This window comes from Listeria farberi (assembly GCF_014229295.1).
GTDB classification, from domain to species: Bacteria; Bacillota; Bacilli; order Lactobacillales; family Listeriaceae; genus Listeria; species Listeria farberi.
Window position 1 is genome coordinate 136,417 of record NZ_JAARZL010000001.1, and the last position, 21,409, is coordinate 157,825.

Genomic DNA, 21,409 nt, shown 5'->3' on the forward strand with positions numbered 1-21,409 from the left:
TGATTTATGGTGCTTTTACAAGCTAGATAAATAAAAACAGGAATGCTCTATTTGGATGTAGAGCATTCCTGTTTTTTTACAGTTCATTTTAATTGCTTGGAAATTGATTGGTTACATTTAAAGTGTTCATTCCGCCCCAAAAGCCTTTTGAAAGAGCGATTTTCTCTATCTCTTTTAATACGTTTGCTTCCTCAGGATTTAAATGGATTTTTTCGACGAAGCATAGGGTATGGATGTTTTGATAGACAGAACGAGCTTCTAATTCGACTGTTTGAGAGCCTTTTTTGACTCTGATGATAGCTGTAGTCAAAATTTCTTGTAGTTGGGACGAATTTTGGTTACTTAAAGAAGTATCCGACTCAAATAAATTCTTCCATTCCTCGAATAAATCTACAAGTGCCTCTGGAGTATTCTTTTTCATTAAAACGCACCTCTTTTAATAAAGTATCTTACTATAGAATACTCCATTCTGCTCATAGAATCCACCTACAACTGCTTTAGCGCAAGCTTCGTCAAATTCTCTACAGTAAACCCAAATCGTTCTGCTAGCTCATCTCCCGGGCCAGACATACCGAACGAATCAATCGCGAGGATTTCGCCTGTGTCGCCGAGGTATTTGTGCCAGCCGTATGATGCGCCCATTTCGGCGGCGAAGCGATTTTTCACTGCTTTTGGTAAAACGGACTCTTTATATTCTGGGCTTTGTTTGTCGAATAAATCAAAGCTTGGCATGCTGACTAAGCGTGCACCAAAGCCTTTTTTAGCGAGATTATCTCTGACAGCTGTCATTAAGTGCACTTCGGATCCTGAAGCGAGTAGGATGATATCTAGTTTATCAAGTGGGGAATCGGCTAAGATGTAAGCCCCTTTTGAAATACCGGTTTTTGCTTTTTCTGCGCTATTTGGTAAAATTGGCAGGTTTTGGCGGCTAAGAACGAGCATGGTTGGTTGTTCTTTTTGAGTAAAGGCATAGCGGTATGCTTCGACAGTTTCGTTGCCGTCAGCTGGTCGGATGACGTGAAGTCCCGGCATGGCGCGGAAGGATGCGAGATGCTCGATTGGTTCGTGTGTTGGACCATCTTCACCGACCGCAATGGAATCATGGGTCATAATGAAGGTGGATGGAATGCTCATTAAGGCTGCTGAACGAATCGCGGAACGTAGATAATCTGAGAATACGAAGAAGGTTGCGCCGAATGCTTGGACTCCGCCGTGAAGCGTCATGCCGTTGACTGCTGCACCCATTGCAAATTCGCGGACGCCGAACGAGATATTCTTAGCGGCATAGTTCTCAGGAGCAAATCGTTCACTAGCTTTTAAATTGGTTTTGTTGGAGGAAGCTAAATCAGCTGCGCCACCAAATAAGTTAGGCAGTTTTTTCTCTAATTCTTGAAGGACAATCCCTGATACTTCACGAGTTGCAACTGGTTTGTCCGCATTTTCATCGAAGACAGGTAATTCTGCATCCCAATCAGCTGCTAAATTATCATCCATTAATTGTTGTAAGCTTTCTGCCAGTGCTGGATATTCTTGTTTGTAAGCATTGAATGTCCGAAGCCAGCTGCTTTCACTAGCACGACCTTTAGAATGATAAAATTCTTTTTGATTTTCGACAGTTTTTGGTAATTCAAAAGGTGGCATTTGCCAGTCGTAAGCTTCTTTTGCTAGCTTGAGTTCTTTTTCGCCAAGTGGGGAGCCGTGTGCCGCTGATTTTCCGGCTTTTCCAGGGCTACCATAACCGATGACCGTCTTCACTTCGATTAAAGTAGGGCGGGATTTTTCCGTTTTTGCAAGATGGATTGCTGCATCCAGCGCATCTAAGTCATTCCCGTCCTCCACACGTAGCGTTTGCCAACCAGCAGCTCGGAATCTAAGCTCGATGTCTTCTGAAAATGACTCATTTAAATCACCATCAAGTGAAATATCGTTTGAATCATATAAAACAACTAGTTTTCCGAGTTTTAAATGGCCGGCAAGGGACGCAGCTTCGTAGGAAATACCTTCCATCAAGCAGCCGTCTCCGCATAGCACGTAGGTGTTATGGTCGACAACCGGGAATTCTGGTTGATTAAATTTGGCGCCAAGGTGAGCCTCGGCCATTGCCATCCCAACTCCCATCGCGAAACCTTGACCAAGTGGGCCGGTAGTTGCATCGACACCAACCGTATGACCGAATTCAGGATGACCGGGCGTTTTACTGCCAGTTTGGCGGAAGTTTTTCAGCTCGCTCATTGGTAAATCGTAACCAAATAGATGTAGCAAACTATAAAGCATCGCCGAACCGTGACCCGCTGACAAAACGAAGCGATCGCGGTTAAACCAAGTTGGGTGTTCTGGATTGAATTTTAAATGATTTTTCCAAAGTGAGAAAGCCATTGGTGCGGCTCCCATCGGCAAACCGGGATGTCCGGAGTTCGCTTTTTCAATCATATCCATTGATAATACGCGAATCGAGTTAACCATTTGTTCATCAATTCTGCTCATATTAATTGCCTTCTTTCTGACTGAACGCTTCCCAATCTTTTAAAAATCCTTCAATACCTTTATCAGTCAAAGGATGAGACCAAAGTTTCGGAAAAAGGCTTCCTGGGATAGTCGCGATGTGTGCTCCAGCTTCCGCGGCTTCTTCTAAATGCCCGATGTGGCGGATACTTGCTGAAATGATTTCTGCTTTTAGACCATAATTATCAAGCACTTTCTTTAAGTTTTTAATTAAAATCATCCCGTCCGTACCAATATCATCTAATCTTCCTAGGAACGGGCTAATATAAGTTGCACCAGCTTTTGCAGCCATTAATCCTTGGGAAACAGTGAAAATAAGCGTAACATTTGTTTTAATGCCTTCAGCTGTGAGGGTATGGACTGCTTTTAAACCTTCTTCCGTCATAGGAATTTTTACTACTACATTTGGCGCCCATTTTGCTAGAATTCGAGCTTCTTCTATCATTTTGTCTGCTTCGAGGCCGATAACTTCTGCACTAACTGGACCGTCTACGATAGAACAAATTTCTTTGATTACTTCTTCAAATGGTCGACCTTCTTTTGCGATGATGGTTGGGTTGGTTGTCACACCGTCCACTAAACCTAGTTCGCTAATTCGTTTTATTTCCGATACGCTTGCTGTGTCCAAGAAAAATTTCATTATTTACTCGCTCCATTCTCTCAGCTGAACTTTAAAGCTGAATACTTTATTTAATCGTATAACCGCCGTCGATAATTAGGTTTTCGCCAGTAATTAGGCTCGCTGCGTCACTTACTAAAAAGAGGGCGCATGCGGCAACTTCTTCTGGATAACCAAATCTACCGGCTGGAATTAATTTTTTCATATCTTCGCCGACTTGACCTGCCCAAGCTTTTTTGCCGAGTTCTGTCAGGATAACGGTTGGAGAAATCGCGTTGACATTAATGTTGTAAGGCGCCCATTCCATTGCTAGCACTTGCGTCATAGAAACAATTGCTGCTTTACTAGCACAATAAGCAACGTGTTTATCAAGTGCGATGACAGAAGCTTGAGAGGCCATATTAACGATTTTTCCGCCGCCAGTTGCAATCATTTCGCGACCGATAATTTGTGCCATTAGGAATGAACCTTTTAAGTTCAGTTCCATTGTTTTATCCCAGTATTCTTCTGGTAAGTCTTCTGCTTTTTCAAGAAGTGCGACACCAGCTGAATTGGCTAAAATATCGATTTTTGGATAGACTTTTTTAATTTCGGCAACGACTTTTTCGATGTTTTCTTTCTTAGTAATATCGACTTGAAGTGCTAGCGTTCTTGATGGGTTAATTTGCGCTGCGACATCTTTTACATCTTCTTTAATATCAAGCAAGACAACATAAGCTCCTTTTTCGGAAAAAAGTTCTGCCATTGCTTTACCAATCCCGCTTGCTGCCCCAGTTACCACGGCTACTTTGTCTGTAATGTTAAAATCTTTATCAAAACCTTTAAAAGTCATTTTTCATTACCTCCAATAAATTTTTTTATCTGTTTTTTTGGTCGATTTCTTCCATTAAATCTACTTTTGCCTGAGAACGTCCACCTGAAAAGTCACTATCAAGCCATGTGTCGAGTAACGAAACGGCAAGAGATGGCCCGATTACAAGAGCCCCCATTGTCATAATATGCGCATCGTTACTTTTTCTTGCGCGTTCTGCTGAATAAGAATCATGAATTTGTGCTGCGCGAATGCCGTGAATTTTGTTTGCTGTAATGGCCATTCCAATACCTGTACCGCAAATGAGGATTCCTCGGTCATAATCGTTGTTTTTAACTTCTAGTGCTACTTTTTCGGCAATACTTGGATAAAGTACTTTTTCATTTTCAAAACTGCCGAAATCAGTAAACTCGATATTTTTCTCCTTTAAACGTGTGATGAGGGTTTGTTTTAGTTCGTAACCCATTTCGTCACAACCAATTGCGATTTTCATACTAACTCATCCTTTCGTTTTGCTAACAATAGAAACAATGTCGGCAAAATTTTGCGGTTTATGGCCAAATCTTCCAACGAATAAACCATCGACATCTTTTTGACGGACAATTTCTGCGGCATTTTCTTTGCTGACCGACCCACCATAAATAATTCTTACGAGGGTTTCATCGCCGCCTAGTTCGCGAATAATTTCGCGCAAAGCTTGATGAGCGCTTTCGATGTAGTTTGTCTCAGCTGAAGATGCCTTTCCAATTGCCCATTCCGGTTCATAAGCCAGAACAACATTTTCCCACTGTGCTAAATTAATTGTCTGAAACAGCGCTTCGATTTGTTTTTTTAGCGCATTTTTTAATTCATTTGTATCATTCGCACGGACTTCTTCACCCACACAGACAACTGGAGTGATTTTTTCGTCCAATGCAAGTTTAATCTTCTTAGCTATCTCCCTTGTTTTCTCATGAAAAAGGTTTTTGCGTTCTGCGTGACCAATTTCGACATAGTTCGCGTTTAGATCAATGATAGATTCTACCGAAAATTCACCAGTTAGCGGGCCGGATTTCTCCGGCGCCATATTTTGTGGACCAAAGCCAAATGATGTCCCCGCTAAAAGGGTGGCGGTCGTTTCGAGTGTGCCCATAGAAGGAAAGATAAACGTATCCACATCAGAAAAATTTTCAAGAAGGGGGATAGTCGCTTCTAACCATTCAGATGTCTGAGCCCGAGTATTGATATAGTTTTTCATATTAATTCCAACTAAGGGTTTACGCATAAATCAGACCGCCTTTTTTAAATTTTCTAAAATGACATTCATTAACATCCAAGACGATTCAGAGCCAGGATCAAGATGACCGATTGCTCGTTCGCCAAGTCTTAGTGCACGACCTTTCTTAGCAATAAGTGGGATAGTGGACTGAGCGCCAGCATGCATAGCATCTACAAATGCGGAAAAAGTTTCGATTGGATCTGCATTTGCATCTCGATTTTGAAGCACTTCCACGCCAGGCAAGAAGGCGTCCATCATCGTTTTATCACCAAGTTCGGCTTTTCCGCGATGTTGAACCGCAGCGGCCCCATTTATAATCATGCCGCAAAGCTCGTCGAAGTTAACCTCCGTTTTCCCAGGAACATCAGCGCCACATTTCATAAAGAAGCTACCATAAAGCGGGCCAGATGCGCCGCCAACTTTTCCAAGGAGAATCATTCCGGATTTTTTAAGCAACGTTGCAATATCGGGAGAAACAGCTAGTAATTCATCTAATTGTTTATTCACTTCACGAAAACCAATGCTGAGATTGATTCCGTGGTCGCCGTCTCCAATATCTGAGTCCAGTCCGGTCAAGTAATCACGTTCTTTTTCAATTAGCGCTCCCATGTCCTGTAAAACGTGGCCGAAAAAAGCGCTATCCATAACTAATTCGCTCATTTTTATTCCTCCAGTAGTAATTTAGTCCACTTTGAAATATGGTGTGTCGCACGGTGTATCTAAAAGGTCTTTCAATTCATCGTCTAAACGAACCAGTGTAATCGACATACCAATCATATCCATCGAAGTCGCGTAATTCCCAACAAGTGGGCTATGAATATGCACACCTTTTTCTTTCAAAATTTCATCCACGCGGCGGTAACAAATATATTGGTCCATCACTGGTAAACCGCCAAGTCCATTGATAAGTACATGTACTTCTTCGCCAGCTGTTAAGTTCATTTCTTCTATAAGATAGCCCATGATTTGGTCAACTACTTTATCAGCTGGTTCGATGGAAGTACGTTTAATACCAGGTTCACCGTGGATTCCCATACCAACTTCCATTTCGCCTTCTTTCATTTCGAAAATAGCTTTACCAGTTACAGGAAGGGTAGAAGAAGAAAGCGCAACGCCCATCGAGAACGTATTAGCATTTGCTTTTTCAGCAGCTTGTTTTACCGCATCCAAGTCAAGTCCTTTTGCTGCTGCAGATGCCGCTGCTTTAAAGACAATTAAATCACCAGCCACACCGCGACGATCTTCTACATTTTCAGCAGAGTAAATATCATCTGTTACAAGTACTGTTTCTACGCGAATGCCGTCGTCCGCAGCCATTTCAGCACCCATATCAAAGTTCATCACATCGCCAGCATAATTTCCGTACATATAGAGACAACCTTTACCACTATCAACTGCTTTTACTGCGTTATAACAAGGTTCTGGAGAAGGTGATGTATTAATGTTCCCGACTACCGCCGCATCCGCGAAATCTTTCCCTACATACCCAAGGAAAAGTGGTTCATGACCAGAACCGCCACCAACGATAATCCGCACACGAGGTTCTTCGCTCATTTGTTTGCTTATGATTACTCGCTTATCATTTTCGGCAAAATCCACGTATTTCCCTTGTGCCGCAACATAACCAGCTAACATTTCTTCTACTGCTTCATACCCATCATTCACTAAACGTCTCATTTTTCTTCCTCCTTCATATTTTTATAAGAATAGTGATAGTAAAAATCCGCCAAGCACGCCGCCAACAACAGCTGCTGCCAAATTGACTACCGATTTAGAAAATTTACCGCCTGTTAAAAGGGAAGCTGTGAATACACCAATACCTGCTGCAACCGCCATATCTACCCAAACTGTTCCAGATTGATAGATCATTGATTTTGGAATACCATGATTAATTGTCCAAACTGTACCAACGATAAATGCTGCTGCCATCCAACCGCCGATAGCGCCCCATTCATCAACCATTTTCCCCCACATCATTCGAATAGCAAAAGGGAATAAAAAGCCACCTGCAATCGTTGCTAATGCAATACCAATGCTCATTATTTACACTCCTTTTTAAACTAATTGATTTTCGTTTAAACGCTCTTCTTCTTTAATATTCATGCCAGGTTCTGTTTTTTCTTGTTTTGCTTCTTGTTTTTTTGCCATATCTTTTTCAATTGCTGCTGCCACGATTCCAGCTAGAACTGCTCCAATCGCAACAAGACCAATCGTTGGAAGCGAACTTACTAACTCGCCACCACCTTGCATAAAGACATCACGCATAATTCCGCAAATCCCAATTCCGACAGCCATATCAACAAACGCTGCATCTTCATCATTTTCGATTAAACCAACATAGTGATTCATAAACCACATTGGACCAATAATAATGAAAGCTGCCAGATAACCTCCAAAAATACCATAATTCTCGGCAAGTGGAGTCCAAACACTCATAACAATCATACCTGCGATACAAAAACCAATCATTCCTCTAAAGAATTTCATAATAAACTCCTTTCGAAAATAGTATTGTCATGTAAAAATTAATTTACATAGTTCCCAGTTACAAAATTGCGTTTTATTACGTTTTTAATGCACGTTTGTGAGTTCTTGTAGGATAGCTTCTTTGGATGGATTAACGAGAGATTGAACAGCAGCAGTAAATGCGCCTTCAACTAATGGGGCATCAATTATCGTTGTTTTTTCAAGAAGTTCAGTGTCTAATAATTCGAGTGCTGTTTCGGCACTCAAGATAGCGCTTCCAATATCGCAAAAAATATAAATATGTTCAGAATTAGTGCAAGTCGCGATATTATCGGCTATCATGAGTGCATTTGTGCCAAGGCGTCCATCGCCAGTTCCGCCAGAAGAAATAATATGTACTGTATCTCCAACCATTTCAACAATCATTTCCTGGAGTCCTTCTGTGATTTTTTGACTGTGAGATACTAAAACAATACTTATCATTTGGTTGCTCCTTTCTGTTTTTAATTGTGTTTAGTTGCTATTTAAATCCTAACATACTTGTTTTTTATTGTAAAGTGTTATCTTTTGTTGTGTTTTGTAAAATATATTTGTGTTTTGTTATTTTTTTGGGTAATATGTATATACATAAAGAAAACATTGATAGATAAAAGGAGGGCGAGCAGATGTTTCCATTTGAAAGACAAAACAAAATTATCCATCTACTAGACCAAAATAACAAAATAACTGTACCAGAATTAAGTCGTATCTTGGATGTCTCGATTAGCACCATCCGAAATGATTTATCTGCATTAGAAGAAAGCGGGATGATAAAAAAAGTACACGGGGGTGCGGTACTTTTAAAAAGTGAAGAGAAATTTACTAATTTTAATGACCGGATTATTCGCAACATCGAAGAAAAAGAAGCGATTGCGAAAGAAGCGGCGACTTTAGTAAAAAACAACCAAACGATTATCCTTGACGCCAGTTCAACAGCGCTTGCACTAGCAAAAGAATTACATGGCTTTTCAAGGTTGACTGTCATTACAAGCGGACTTTATACAGCAATCGAACTAAAAGATAATCCGAATATTAGCGTTATTTTAACTGGTGGTATCGTAACGACGAACTCTTTCACACTGGAAGGGATTCTTGGCGCAAATTTAATTGAAAATATTCATGCTGATTTATGCTTTATGTCAGCAAAAGGTTTCACAATAGAAGAAGGCTTAACCGATTTCAACATTTATGAAACCGAACTAAAACGACTTCTTGCCAAACGAACTAACAAATTAATCGCACTTCTGGATCATACAAAGATGGGTGTGATTTCCACTGCAAGCATCACTTCAGCGAACAACATTGATTTACTCATTACTGATAATAAAATAAATAAAGCTCTATATAAAAAATTCCAAGATGCGGGACTTCCGGTCAAAATTGCAGAATAAAATAGAAAATAAAACTCTTTGGACAGAAAATAGTTCAAAGAGTTTTTTTATAGGAAAGTGAAATGTAAGTAAAATAGTCCGCTAATAGAGCATTATTTTGCCCCTTTTAATATAGTTAATTGTAATCTTGGACTGTCTATATACTGCTTATTATGGTACTATTTACTGTATGTAAGTATGTAATTTTAAAATATTAGGAGGAGAAAGATGAAATCAAACAGGAAACTATTTTTGTATATTGTTTTAGTGTTATCAATTGTTATCGGAACAAATATATTTATAAAAATAGATGCACGCGCGGCCGCTGCTCCACCAGCAGCCATCACCCAGATTTTTCCAGATGATTCTTTAGCTAAAGAAATTCAAACTACACTCGGAAAGTCTAGTACTATGGATGTTGTTACGCAAGCAGAATTAGATACTATAAATACACTACACATTGAATCAAGTGGTATTAGCTCGCTAGAAGGGATGAATTACGTATCGCAATTAACCTACCTGTCTTTTTCTAGTAACCAAGTAAGTGATCTTGCCCCTATTGGAAATTTAATTAATTTAGAGTATTTGGATTTATCTACTAACCAAGTTACCAATATTTCCCCCCTTGCAGGATTAACTAATTTGAATATTTTACAATTAGGTGGAAATAGCATTAGTGATCTTCGTCCGTTAAGTAATCTGAACAATTTAGAATTTTTAGATATTAAAGATGCGAAGGTAAGTGACATTACACCACTTGTTAATTTAACTAATTTGACGGGCTTAGTTTTATATAATAATAATGTAAGTGACCTTGAACCAATAAAAAATTTACGTGGACTACGCTCTTTGAATATTGGGAAAAATACACTTACGAGCTTAAATGGTTTAGAAAATCTAACAAGTCTAGGAGTGCTGTATGCGCAAGAAAATCAAATTACTGATCTTCAGCCACTTAGTTCTTTAGAAAACCTATCTGCAGCCATATTAACATCTAACCAAGTGGAGAGCATTGAGCCACTAGCTGGTTTGACAAAGATACACTCATTATATTTATCAAACAATCAAATTACTGATGTAACAGGCCTTTCAAGTCTAATAAACATGGATTGGCTTGAAATTAGTCAAAATAAAATTAGTAATATTAGACCTTTAAACAGTTTAACGAACTTAACAACTATCCAAATGACCGATCAATTAATTGTAAACAAACCAATAATTTTTCAAAACACCTTAACTATTCCCAATTTAGTAAAAAACATCGCGGAACAAACGATTGCGCCAAATACTATTAGTGATAGTGGTATATATACGAATGGAAATGTGACGTGGAATTTAACGGGTTATATTCCGCAAGTCAGCTATACATTTGCTGAACGCGATACAGTTGGAAATGCAACTGGGATTTTCAGTGGTACTGTAGAACAACCGTTACTGCAATATTATAAAGCAACTTTTAATATTGATGGGCAAGAAACGACGGAAAATGTTGAAACAGGTACACTTCTAGAAGAGCCGCCAACACCCATAAAAGAGGGTTATACATTTAATGGATGGTACGATGCTAAAACAGGTGGAACAAAATGGGATTTCACAGTCAATACGATGCCAGCAAATGATCTAACATTGTATGCCCAGTTTAGTATTAATAGCTATACAGCAACTTTTGATGTAGATGGTGTTATTTCTACTCAAACCGTAGAGTATCAAGGTTTGCTGGAAGAGCCGCCTGCACCAACCAAAGAGGGTTATACATTTAAAGGTTGGTATGATGCTAAATCTGGCGGTGCAAAATGGGACTTTGCCAACAATCAAATGCCAGCAAACAATCTAACATTGTATGCTCAATTTAGTAAAGAGGCAACTTCTGGTGGTGATAGTGGAGGAACTGATAAAGGCGGAGGCAACATAGAAATTAAGGCTAATGAAACAAGGGAGTCTAATGCTAAAAATCAAGCCTTACTTCCAGCGACTGGAGACAAACAAGTACTATTTCCAATTATTATTGGAACGTTCCTTACGAGTTTTGCAATTCTCGCTTTAAGAAGAAAATAAATGAAAAGGCAGCTGCATCATGCAGTTGCCTTTTTTGACACTTATTTTTTAAATTCTCGTTCCATCTGCAAACGCTGTACTTTCATCGTTGCAGTGCGCGGTATATCATCATATTTCATCACAATTGGTTCGTTCATATGTGGTAAATCAGAAATAGCTTTCCACCATGCATCCCAGTTCATTTCTTTATCATCATGAACAGCGATAATTGGTTGCGGGCTACCGCCTTCACCACGGATAATAACTACTTCATCTAAGAAAGTGAGTGTATCAAGCAGTTTATCTTCAATTGCAAGCGTGCTATCGATTGTTTCGACTAAATCCACTTGCCTGTCCTGCAAGAACAACCTACCTTGTTCATCTTTCATACCGTAATCACCGCTGTCCCACCATGGTCCGTACACATTTTCTTCAAAACGAGCTTCTTCTTTATAATAAGTAAGCGCGCGACCTTTGGAAAGCATTTGGATATTGCCACTAACACCAGCTGGAACTGGATTACCATCTTGGTCCACAATCCGAACTTCTGTTAAACCAGGAACCCCGATTCCCATATCACGCGCATTTAGCGTTTCGATGGATTGCAGTGTATGACCACGTAAAATCATCGGACCACATTCACTTTGCCCATAAATTTGTAAGAAAATCGGTTTTTTATATTCAGAAGTACGAAGGAAAACCGCCATAGTTTCTTTGTTAATCGCATCAAATGTAGAATGATAAAATTTAATGCTTTGGAAAACATCCGGTTTTTCACGAGCAAGGGAAGCCCATTGTACAAAATGGTTTGGATGGGTTTCAAGCACATATGGTTTATATTCACGTAGTACTTTTTCCACATTCGCTTTGGAAGGATTAGCAATTGGTAGCAGCGGGAAACCAAGCGACATCAAGGATGAAACGCCAATGTTAAACCGAGAATGAACAGGTGAGATATGGAAAGCTACAAGTCCTCTTGGTTTGATGAAATTGAGAATGCGTCGTTGGTATTTCGTTCTCCAACCCATCGAATTCGCGGAATGGGCAATTAATTTTGGTACACCCGTTGTCCCGGAAGTATGCGTCATGTAAGCAATCGTGTCTTTTGGTAATTCCTCTTGCTCACAACTATAGCCGTCTAGTGGGGCTTTGAATAATTGTTCAGCGTTGATCAATCTATCGTCTGGCAAATTGTTTAATTGATGGCTTTTCTCCGAAGTCTCGGAATCAAAAAGTAACCAAGGTTGATCAAGGCGATTTACAAAAATATCAATAGTGGACGCTGGAAGGTGTGGGGAAACCATAATTGGTACAGCACCAATATAAGAAATCGCAACTGCTAAAATATAAGAATCGAATTTGGCAGATTTATAAACAATTACTTTTTCTTCTTTACGCACACCAAATCTATGTAGATGAGCTGCTTTTTGGATGATAGCTTCTTCGCATTTTTTGTAAGTGGTGTGAAGACCTAATTCAGGAAAAGTAACAAGTTCTTCATCAAAATGGATGGGCATTTCTGGATAGCATTCAGCAGATTTTTTGAAGTTTGAATAAAGATTAAGCGGTTCATACTTTTTTATCGTCATATGGCGATGCTCCTTTAATATTTGATGTTGCTATTATATCACTTTGTCGAAATAATGAGGAGTGGTTACTAAAAACATTTTCGTCATTTAAAAAAACTGTAAATTCCTTGTTTTCTTAATTCAAGAAATCCTACAGATACCCTATAAAGAAGTCTCAATTAATGTTATAATATGTTAATATAATCACAAACTGTTTGGCAAAGGGAAATTTTTTAAAAAAAGTGGAGGTAAAAAACATGAAAAAAAGGTTAGCTACAACTCTCATTATGCTACTATCACTTGCACTAATCATCGCAGGTTGTGGCAGTAATAACACAAGTAAAAGTGACTCGGCAAAAACAAAAGAAAAAGAAAAAACAGAAGTAACATCTGGAGCATCAAAAACAAGCTACACAGATCCATCCGAATTAAAAGATAAATACGATATTGTTATCGTTGGTGCAGGTGGCGCGGGAATGTCAGCAGCACTAGAAGCAAAAGCGAAAGGTATGAACCCAGTAATTCTTGAAAAAATGCCACTAGCAGGTGGAAACACAATGAAAGCCTCTTCTGGTATGAATGCCTCTGAAACTAAATTCCAAAAAGAACAAGGAATTAATGATAGCAACGACAAGTTTTATGAAGAAACATTAAAAGGCGGTCACGGAACTAACGACAAAGCAATGCTTCGTTTCTTCGTAGATAACTCCGCTAGTGCAATTGATTGGTTAGACTCTATGAATATTAAATTAAATAACTTAACTATCACAGGCGGAATGAGCGAAAAACGTACGCATCGTCCTGAAGATGGCTCAGCTGTTGGTAAATACTTAGTAGACGGTTTACTAAAAAATGTGCAAGAACAAAAAATCCCAGTTTTCGTTAACGCAGACGTAAAAGAAATCACACAAAAAGACGGAAAAGTAACTGGCGTGAAAGTAAAACTAAACAATAAAGACGAAAAAACCATTAGCTCGGATGCAGTAGTTGTTACAACTGGTGGTTACGGTGCTAATAAAGATATGATTGAAAAAGAACGTCCAGACTTAAAAGGATACGTAACAACGAACCAAGAAGGAAGTACTGGCGACGGTATTAAAATGATTGAAAAACTTGGCGGAACAACTGTAGATATGGACCAAATTCAAGTTCACCCAACCGTTCAACAAGAAAAATCTTACCTTATCGGTGAAGCTGTCCGCGGTGAAGGTGCGATTTTAGTTTCTCAAGAAGGTAAACGTTTCGGAAACGAATTAGACACACGTGATAACGTAACTGCTTCTATCAATAAATTACCAGAAAAATCCGCATACCTAATATTCGATTCAGGCGTAAAAGATCGCGTAAAGGCAATCGCGCAATACGAAGAAATGGGCTTTGTTGAAGAAGGTAAAACAATTGATGAATTAGCTGGCAAAATCAATGTTCCAAAAGAAGAACTAACGAAAACATTAGACACTTGGAATGCAAGCGTTAAAAACAAAAAAGACGAAGCATTTGGTAGAACAACCGCAATGGATAATGATTTATCCAAAGCTCCATACTACGCAATCAAAATCGGCCCAGGAATTCATTACACAATGGGTGGCGTAAAAATCAATACAAATACAGAAGTTTTAGACAAAGACGGTAAACCAATCACAGGCCTATTTGCTGCGGGAGAAGTAACTGGTGGCTTACACGGTGAAAACCGTATCGGTGGGAATTCTGTTGCTGAAATCATTATTTTTGGACGTCAAGCTGGCGATAAATCAGCAGAATTTGTAAAAGCAAAGTAAAAATTTCTTAACCAATAGTTATGTGATTACTTAAAAACAAAAACTTGCTAAGACGCTCTAAATAGACGTTTTAGCAAGTTTTTTTATTGGCTTAATAAAGCGTTAGTGTAGTACTATGGATAGGAGCTAATACTAATTTAAACCATTAGTTTTTTAATAAGGAGGAAATAATATGTTGAAAATGGGTTTTATCGGAAATGGGAAGAGCACGAATAGATACCATTTACCGTTTATTTTGGAGCGAGACAATATTGAAGTGAAGACAATCTATAATCGAAATCCAAAAACAGCGACATGGGACAAAATTAAAGGGGTACATTATACAACAGACTTAGATGAACTATTAAAAGACCCTGAAATAAAGCTAATTACCATCTCTACGACACAAAGCTCTCACTTCGAATATGCGAAAATGGTCTTGGAAAATGGCAAAAACGTACTTGTCGAAAAACCATTTATGATGACTTACGACGAAGCTAAAGAAATATTCGAACTAGCTAAAGAACGCGGTTTACTAGTACAATGCTACCAAAATCGTCGTTTTGATTCCGATTTCCTCACAGCACAAAAAGTGATTGAAAGCGGAAAATTAGGCGATTTATTAGAAGTAGAAATGCATTATGACTATTTCCGTCCAGAAATCCCAGAATCCGTCCATGAATTTAAATTCTACGATAGCTATCTTTATGGTCACGGCTGCCACACAATTGATCAAGTTTTATCTTATTTCGGAAAACCTGATGACATTCACTACGATGTGCGCCAACTGCTCGGTGAAGGACGAATGAACGATTATTTCGACCTTGATTTATATTACGGCGTAACAAAAGTATCCGTAAAATCAAGCTACTTCCGCATAAAAGCCCGTCCAAGCTTTGTCCTATACGGCAAAAAAGGCATGTTTACAAAAGAAACAAAAGACCGCCAAGAAGAACATTTAAAACTCTTTTATATGCCAAGTAATCCGGACTTTGGGATTGACTTACCAGAACACTACGGCACGCTAACGTATGTCGATGAAGCAGGAGTTTGGCACGAGGAAAAAGTTATTTCCGAAGTTGGCGATTATGGCAGGGTTTATGATGATTTATACGAAGCTATTATTAATGGAAAACCAAAACAAGTGACCGACGAAGAAACCTTACTACAGATGGAGATTTTAGAAAAAGGTGTCGAAGCTTGTAAATAAAAAATGTCCGCGAGAGCAATCTTGCGGTATTTTTTTAGATAAAAATGATTGATTTCGTTCAAATAAACAACCAAAAAAACCATAAAAATGAACTTTTTGCATAATTCATCCATAATATTGAATGAAGTCGTTCAGAGTGATATAGTGTAATCAAACAAGTGAAGCGCTTACTTTGTTGAGAGAGGATGTGGATTATGACTATATCGAATTTAATTAATAAAGACCGAATTATTTTTGATAATCGTATTCAAACAAAACAATTATTATTTGAAAAAGTAGCAGAAGTACTAGCTGAAGAGGGCTCTATAACAAATCCAAAAAAATTTATCTGTGACTTATATAAACGAGAAGAAGAAACTTCCACTGGAATTGAAGATGGTTTTGGCATCCCTCATGCAAAAAGTAAATATGTAAAAGAACCATTGATTGTTTTTGTTCATTCTGGCATTATAAATGATTATTTTGGATTAGATGATTCACCGATTGAATGTAGTTTTCTTATTGGTGTTCCGAAAAAAGCCACAGACGTCCATTTGCAAATATTAAGTGAACTATCAAGGAAGTTAATGAACGAGGAATTTCGCGAAAAATTAAAAAATTCCAAAAACGAAACTGAAATTATAACAATTTTATCGAACTAAGGAGGCGTTTCACATGAAAATAGTTGGTGTTACTGCTTGTCCCACTGGTATTGCGCATACGTATATGTCTGCCGAGAAATTAACTATAACGGCAGAAGCGCTTGGTTACGAAGTGAAAATCGAGACTCAAGGAGCAAAAGTAGAAAATGTTTTAACAAAAGAAGATATCGCGACTGCTGATTATGTCATTTTAGCAGTGGATAAAGAAATAGATACATCCAGGTTCGCTGGAAAGAAAATTAAAAAAGTATCCACTTCCAGAGCGATTAAAGAGGCTGATGTGGTTATTGATGAAACTATTTCAGGTAAAGGGTTAATCCATTTGGAGGCGAAAAGTTCGGATGTAAGCTCTGAACAACCTTCAAAAGCAAGTTTATATAATCACTTTATGAATGGTGTTAACTATATGTTGCCATTTGTCATAGCTGGCGGGATTTTAATTGCCATTAGTTTTGCTTTTGGGATTGATGCCTCAAACCCTGACTCTGATTCGTATAACGCACTTGCAGCTGCATTTTCTAAAATTGGTGGGGATACTGCATTTGGTTTAATGGTTCCAGCACTTGCAGCAGGGATAGCGGTTTCTGTAGCTGGTCGAGCGGGATTTGCGCCCGGGCTTGTCGCAGGGACACTGGCGACTGTTGGTGGATCAGGATTTCTAGGCGGTATGATCGGTGGTATTTTGGCTGGTTATGTGGCACATTTCTTTGCTAATAAAGTCAATGTCACTAAATCACTTGCTTCGATTTATCAGTTGATTGTTGTACCGCTGTTAGGGATTACGATTGTTGGTTTGGCAATGGTATTTATTATTGATACACCAATCGCTTGGGTTTTAAACGCACTCACAGGTTGGTTAAATGGACTTGGTGAGACATCCGGCGTCGTATTTGGGCTACTCATTGGTGTGATGATGGCAGCAGATATGGGAGGTCCAATTAATAAATCTATTTCAACCTTTTCAATTGGGTTAATGTCAGCGGGCGTAACTGCACCGATTGCGGCTTGTATGGCTGCCGGAATGGTTCCGCCACTTGGATTAGCACTCGCAACACTATTATTTAAAAACAAATTTACAAAAGAAGAAAAAACAGCGGGGAATTCTTGTTGGGTGTTAGGTGCATCCTATATTACGGAAGGAGCAATTCCTTTCGCAGTTGCCGATCCGCTTCGGGTTATCCCGAGTTTGATGCTAGGTTCTGCAACAGCGGCTGCAATTTCTATGGGGGCTGGCGTAACTTCGATGGCGCCTCACGGTGGAATTTGGGTAATGTTCATTCCAAACGTTATTAACCATCTATTTATCTACTTACTAGCAATTGCAGCAGGTACAGTCGTGACAGCAATTTCTGTTGGACTATTAAAAACCCCATTAAACAAGCGAAAAAATAAAGAGGAGATGATATAATGTTATATACAATGAAAGATCTTTTAGCAGTAGGAAAAGAGCATCAATTTGCGGTACCAGCATTTAATATCTGTAGTTTTGATATGTTAAAGGCGATAATGGAAGAAGTGGAGGCAAATAATGCTCCTGTAATTTTAGAAATTCATCCGGATGAAATAGAATATCTTGGTGATAACTTTGTTGCAACAGTAAGAGAATACGCACATAGAAGTAAGGTGCCGGTCGTTATTCATATGGACCACGGTGGAACAATCAAAGATGTGATGCGGGCAATTAGAAATGGCTATACTTCTGTCATGATTGATGCTTCAAGAGCCAGTTATGAAGAGAACGTGGCGTTGACTAAGCAAGTGGTTGAACTTGCGCATAAAGTCGGTGTTTCTGTGGAAGCGGAACTTGGAACAATCGGGAACAACGGTTCGGCAGAAGGCGGGGCGGATTCGATCATATATACTGACCCTGACCAAGCAGAAGATTTCGTACAGAGAACTGGTATTGATACGTTAGCCGTTGCTATTGGAACGGCGCATGGTTTATACCCTAAAGATAAAAAACCAGAACTGAATATGCCTCTTTTAAAAGAATTAAATAAACGCTTGGATATTCCGTTTGTACTTCATGGTGGTTCAGGAAATCCAGATAAAGAAGTCAGTGAATCTGTACAGTACGGCGTTAGGAAAGTAAACCTTAGTTCAGATCTGAAAAGTGTGTTTTTTGAAGAAGTTCGCCGCGTTTTAGTGGACAATCCTGCGATGTATGAACCAAATCAAGTGTACCCATCAGCAAATGAAAAAGTAAAAGAAGTTGTAAGACATAAATTACACATTTTAAATACTACTGGTCAAAGAGATAAATATTAATAAGAAGGGTAGAAGCGCTAGTTATAGTGCTTTTGCCCTTTAAGGAGTGGAGGAACATGTTAAGCACAGCGAAAGAACGGCAACTAAAAATCGTTAACCGGCTAAAAGTGGAACAATTTATGCGGATTATTGATTTAGTGGAACTTGTCAACTACAGCGAAGCCACTGTGAAACGGGATTTAGTAGAATTAGAAAAAGAAGGACTTGTAAGACGAACAAGAGGCGGCGCAATGATTATCGATAATAAAAAAATCGATTTGCCTTATTTAATGAAAATGAATGAGCGAAGTAATGAAACGAGTAAAATAAGAATTGCCGATATTGCAAAATCACTGATTCGCGATGATATGGTGATTTTCTTAGACTCGAGTTCAACATCACTGCATTTAATCGATGTTTTAAGTAAATTTGATGGACTGCAAATTATTACAAACGGGGTCATGACGGCTTCCATGCTATCAGAATTTACAAATGCAAGAGTTAGTATTTTAGGAGGCTCGATTTTAACGAAGCGATATACGGTGAACGGCGCAAAAGCATACAATGACGCTTTAACTTATAATGCGGATATTGCTTTTGTTTCATGCCGCGGGATCGACTATGACAAAGGCGCAACCGAAACACATGAAGGTGAAGCGCTCATCAAACAAGCTTTCAGGCGCCAGTCAAGTTCGCTCGTTTTACTCGTCACAGAAGAAAAAGTAGGACACAAGTTTATGCACCAAAGTTTAGCATGTCATGATATCGACTATTTAATTACGGACTTCAAACTGGACCCAGATGTAGAGGAACAGTTCAAAACCCATCAAATTACTTGTTTGTATTAGATTTTATACTTAAATAGGCAAAAATAATCGTAAGTACTAAAAGTAAAACAGGTACTACTAATAAACTCCCGAAAAAGTGAATGTCATTAAATTCTTCGCTATCTAATAGTGATAATAATATGACATTTTTTTGAATAACATTTAAAACTTGTAAGCCCATAAAACTTAGCATACTAAGTATTAATGAAACGAAACTAAAAATTTTGTACATGTTGTACCTCCTATGATGTAGTTTTTAGTTTTATTATACACCAAAAACAAGAACGTCTTGAAACTTAAACGGATATCCAAGTTTCAAGACGTTTTTGGAGAAGCTGTTAAAGAATTCCTTTCGAAGTCACCACATTATCCTGAACAACAATAGCTTCACAGTTACTAATTGGAAATATTTTTAAATCATCCGTATAGTCCGCTATTATTTGTTGTGTTATTTTTTTAAAAGGTGCGTTGTTGTAATGAGGAAGCGTATAGAAATTGACTAAATTTAAAGCATCATAGTTGGTTAAATTAGTGGCTTTTTTTACGCTGTCCATCGATTGGATATACGAAATATTAGGACTCGTGATGACTGCGCCAGCTGATTCACCAATATATAATTTTCCTTTAGCAATTTCCTCTAAAAGTAATTTATCTGCACCAGTTCGTTTCAATTCTTGAAGTAAAAAGAAAGTATTTCCTCCAGTAACATAGATAAAATCATTTTTTTTGAGTGTCGCTGTTATTTCTCCTAGAGTTTCTGTAGCCACGTCTAGTTCCTCTACAATTAAACCTAAATCCTTGAGCGCTTTTTTACCAGCTTCTACATAAAAAACTACTTCTTCGACTGTGCTAGCGGTCGGGATAAAACTAACGGTTTTTCCTTGGAGATTGCTTTCAAATTCAGTAAATAACGGTACAACATCTTTAAAAGACGAGGTTAAAAATAAGTTTTTTATCATTTTTTAGCTCCTTTGGTTTCTAATTATAGTATAATGGTTAAAGGTATCAATTAGTGACACCTTTTAATCTAAAAAAAGAAAAGAGATGGCGATGAGAAAAGCAGAGCGATTAAATGATATGATGTTGTTTTTAAATGATAAAAATGCATTTCAATTAAGCGACATAATGGCAAAATATGGCGTTTCCCGCAGTACTGCTATTCGAGATATACAGTCTTTAGAAGAAATAGGTATGCCGATTTACTCGGAGCGGGGACGAAATGGTCATTATCAGGTGCTTCGTAATCGGCTACTCTCGCCCATTGTCTTTAATATCGATGAGGTATTTGCGCTTTATTTTTCGATGCTTACGTTAAAGGCTTATGAAACAACACCTTTTCATTTAAGCGTGGAAAAATTAAAAACGAAATTTGAACGTTGTCTTTCAGCTGAAAAAATCGAAATGCTTCGAAAAACAGAAGAAGTATTTAGTCTTGGCTATATAAAGCATAATAATCAATGTGAATTTCTGGATATTATTTTGCAGTTTACGATGGAAGAGAAAGTATGCCAGATTAATTATGATAAAAATGGGACTGAAAAAACGTATATTGTTCAATTTTATAATATATCTTCGGCGTACGGGCAATGGTATGTGACGAGTTATAACTTCGAAACGAAACGGATGCAGGTATTTCGCTGTGATAAAATCCTTGGGCTAAAAGAAAATGATACTTTTGAAGCTGGAAAATTGGAAGATTTAAAAAAAGTGGCTGATGGTTTTTATAAGAAAACAAACGTAACTAATTTTGAAGTGGAAATTGCTTCGAATGGGGTTGACTTATTTTTTAAAGAAAATTATCCATCGATGAAACTTCATCAACAGGATGGGAGAAATTTTATTCATGGTTTTTATCATAAAGGTGAGGAACGATTTATTATTAATTATTTACTAGGTTATGGTGAAAAAATTATAGCCATTCAGCCAGATTCATTACGAGATATGTTGCTAAATGAGCTTGATACTATAAAAAAACATATGCAAAATTTATCATCCTAAAAAAAGAATTTGGTGCTTTTTGTAAAATAAAAACAAGTCAATGATTAGAGGGAGCTGATTTC

The 21,409-nt window shown here is 38.2% G+C and carries 23 protein-coding genes; 9 read left to right on the forward strand and 14 right to left on the reverse strand.

Annotated elements, in window-relative coordinates; all coding sequences use genetic code 11:
* Nucleotides 1-88: 88 nt before the first annotated feature.
* The 11 genes from HCB38_RS00630 to dhaM2 form a co-directional block, all read right to left on the reverse strand.
* On the reverse strand, nt 89-421 hold the full coding sequence (locus tag HCB38_RS00630; RefSeq protein WP_185608040.1) for a bacteriocin immunity protein: 333 nt from the start codon (nt 419-421) through the stop codon (nt 89-91).
* A gap of 65 nt (nt 422-486) precedes the next feature.
* Nucleotides 487-2,484, reverse strand: coding sequence for a transketolase (gene tkt, locus HCB38_RS00635; RefSeq protein ID WP_185637214.1), 1,998 nt, complete (start codon nt 2,482-2,484; stop codon nt 487-489).
* A 1-nt stretch (nt 2,485) separates the two neighbouring features.
* Nucleotides 2,486-3,142, reverse strand: a complete 657-nt coding sequence (gene fsa, locus HCB38_RS00640; RefSeq protein WP_031645361.1) for a fructose-6-phosphate aldolase — start codon at nt 3,140-3,142, stop codon at nt 2,486-2,488.
* 46 nt (nt 3,143-3,188) lie between these two features.
* The gene (locus tag HCB38_RS00645; RefSeq protein WP_003765224.1) at nt 3,189-3,953 is read right to left on the reverse strand and encodes an SDR family oxidoreductase; all 765 of its coding nucleotides are present in this window, start codon (nt 3,951-3,953) and stop codon (nt 3,189-3,191) included.
* A gap of 25 nt (nt 3,954-3,978) precedes the next feature.
* A complete protein-coding gene (rpiB, locus tag HCB38_RS00650; RefSeq protein ID WP_003724276.1) occupies nt 3,979-4,425 on the reverse strand; it encodes a ribose 5-phosphate isomerase B in 447 nt (148 codons plus the stop codon).
* Between the two features lie 6 nt (nt 4,426-4,431).
* Entirely contained in the window at nt 4,432-5,196 is a 765-nt protein-coding gene (locus HCB38_RS00655) for a triose-phosphate isomerase (protein WP_185637216.1), read from the reverse strand.
* A gap of 3 nt (nt 5,197-5,199) precedes the next feature.
* Nucleotides 5,200-5,850, reverse strand: a complete 651-nt coding sequence (dhaL2, locus tag HCB38_RS00660; protein WP_185317890.1) for a dihydroxyacetone kinase ADP-binding subunit DhaL2 — start codon at nt 5,848-5,850, stop codon at nt 5,200-5,202.
* 21 nt (nt 5,851-5,871) lie between these two features.
* Nucleotides 5,872-6,867, reverse strand: coding sequence for a dihydroxyacetone kinase subunit DhaK2 (gene dhaK2 / locus HCB38_RS00665; protein ID WP_185637218.1), 996 nt, complete (start codon nt 6,865-6,867; stop codon nt 5,872-5,874).
* A gap of 21 nt (nt 6,868-6,888) precedes the next feature.
* Nucleotides 6,889-7,230, reverse strand: coding sequence for a Lin0368 family putative glycerol transporter subunit (locus HCB38_RS00670; RefSeq protein ID WP_003729093.1), 342 nt, complete (start codon nt 7,228-7,230; stop codon nt 6,889-6,891).
* Nucleotides 7,231-7,245: 15 nt separating this feature from the next.
* A complete protein-coding gene (locus HCB38_RS00675; protein WP_009924314.1) occupies nt 7,246-7,677 on the reverse strand; it encodes a Lin0368 family putative glycerol transporter subunit in 432 nt (143 codons plus the stop codon).
* 84 nt (nt 7,678-7,761) lie between these two features.
* Nucleotides 7,762-8,139 (reverse strand): dihydroxyacetone kinase phosphoryl donor subunit DhaM2, encoded by a 378-nt coding sequence (gene dhaM2 / locus HCB38_RS00680; RefSeq protein ID WP_003770298.1) that lies wholly within the window; start codon nt 8,137-8,139, stop codon nt 7,762-7,764.
* Between the two features lie 182 nt (nt 8,140-8,321).
* Between dhaM2 and HCB38_RS00685 the strand changes: the two genes are divergently transcribed.
* Both HCB38_RS00685 and HCB38_RS00690 read left to right on the forward strand, forming a co-directional pair.
* On the forward strand, nt 8,322-9,086 hold the full coding sequence (locus HCB38_RS00685) for a DeoR/GlpR family DNA-binding transcription regulator (RefSeq protein WP_185317892.1): 765 nt from the start codon (nt 8,322-8,324) through the stop codon (nt 9,084-9,086).
* A gap of 207 nt (nt 9,087-9,293) precedes the next feature.
* On the forward strand, nt 9,294-11,120 hold the full coding sequence (locus HCB38_RS00690) for an InlB B-repeat-containing protein (RefSeq protein WP_185637220.1): 1,827 nt from the start codon (nt 9,294-9,296) through the stop codon (nt 11,118-11,120).
* Between the two features lie 41 nt (nt 11,121-11,161).
* Here HCB38_RS00690 and HCB38_RS00695 read toward each other — a convergent pair whose 3' ends face one another.
* A complete protein-coding gene (locus tag HCB38_RS00695) occupies nt 11,162-12,688 on the reverse strand; it encodes a class I adenylate-forming enzyme family protein (RefSeq protein ID WP_185619867.1) in 1,527 nt (508 codons plus the stop codon).
* 236 nt (nt 12,689-12,924) lie between these two features.
* On the opposite strand from HCB38_RS00695, the gene HCB38_RS00700 reads away from it, so the two are divergent.
* From HCB38_RS00700 to HCB38_RS00725, 6 genes are all read left to right on the forward strand, one after another.
* Nucleotides 12,925-14,445, forward strand: a complete 1,521-nt coding sequence (locus tag HCB38_RS00700; protein ID WP_185637222.1) for a flavocytochrome c — start codon at nt 12,925-12,927, stop codon at nt 14,443-14,445.
* Nucleotides 14,446-14,617: 172 nt separating this feature from the next.
* Nucleotides 14,618-15,634 (forward strand): oxidoreductase, encoded by a 1,017-nt coding sequence (locus HCB38_RS00705; protein ID WP_185619865.1) that lies wholly within the window; start codon nt 14,618-14,620, stop codon nt 15,632-15,634.
* A gap of 194 nt (nt 15,635-15,828) precedes the next feature.
* On the forward strand, nt 15,829-16,275 hold the full coding sequence (locus HCB38_RS00710; RefSeq protein ID WP_185637224.1) for a PTS sugar transporter subunit IIA: 447 nt from the start codon (nt 15,829-15,831) through the stop codon (nt 16,273-16,275).
* A 13-nt stretch (nt 16,276-16,288) separates the two neighbouring features.
* Complete coding sequence (locus HCB38_RS00715) at nt 16,289-17,683, forward strand: PTS fructose transporter subunit IIC (RefSeq protein ID WP_185619863.1); 1,395 nt, start codon at nt 16,289-16,291, stop codon at nt 17,681-17,683.
* Nucleotides 17,683-18,543, forward strand: a complete 861-nt coding sequence (locus HCB38_RS00720; RefSeq protein WP_185637226.1) for a ketose-bisphosphate aldolase — start codon at nt 17,683-17,685, stop codon at nt 18,541-18,543. The genes HCB38_RS00715 and HCB38_RS00720 overlap by 1 nt, the downstream gene beginning before the upstream one ends.
* 56 nt (nt 18,544-18,599) lie before the next feature.
* Entirely contained in the window at nt 18,600-19,370 is a 771-nt protein-coding gene (locus HCB38_RS00725; RefSeq protein ID WP_003724291.1) for a DeoR/GlpR family DNA-binding transcription regulator, read from the forward strand.
* Here the strand turns inward: HCB38_RS00725 and HCB38_RS00730 are convergent.
* Complete coding sequence (locus HCB38_RS00730) at nt 19,354-19,581, reverse strand: hypothetical protein (protein WP_003765249.1); 228 nt, start codon at nt 19,579-19,581, stop codon at nt 19,354-19,356. The two genes, HCB38_RS00725 and HCB38_RS00730, sit on opposite strands and share 17 nt — an antisense overlap.
* A 106-nt stretch (nt 19,582-19,687) precedes the next feature.
* A complete protein-coding gene (locus HCB38_RS00735; RefSeq protein ID WP_185318985.1) occupies nt 19,688-20,305 on the reverse strand; it encodes a peptidase E in 618 nt (205 codons plus the stop codon).
* 94 nt (nt 20,306-20,399) lie between these two features.
* Between HCB38_RS00735 and HCB38_RS00740 the strand changes: the two genes are divergently transcribed.
* A complete protein-coding gene (locus HCB38_RS00740; RefSeq protein WP_185637228.1) occupies nt 20,400-21,347 on the forward strand; it encodes a helix-turn-helix transcriptional regulator in 948 nt (315 codons plus the stop codon).
* Nucleotides 21,348-21,409 lie beyond the last annotated feature (62 nt).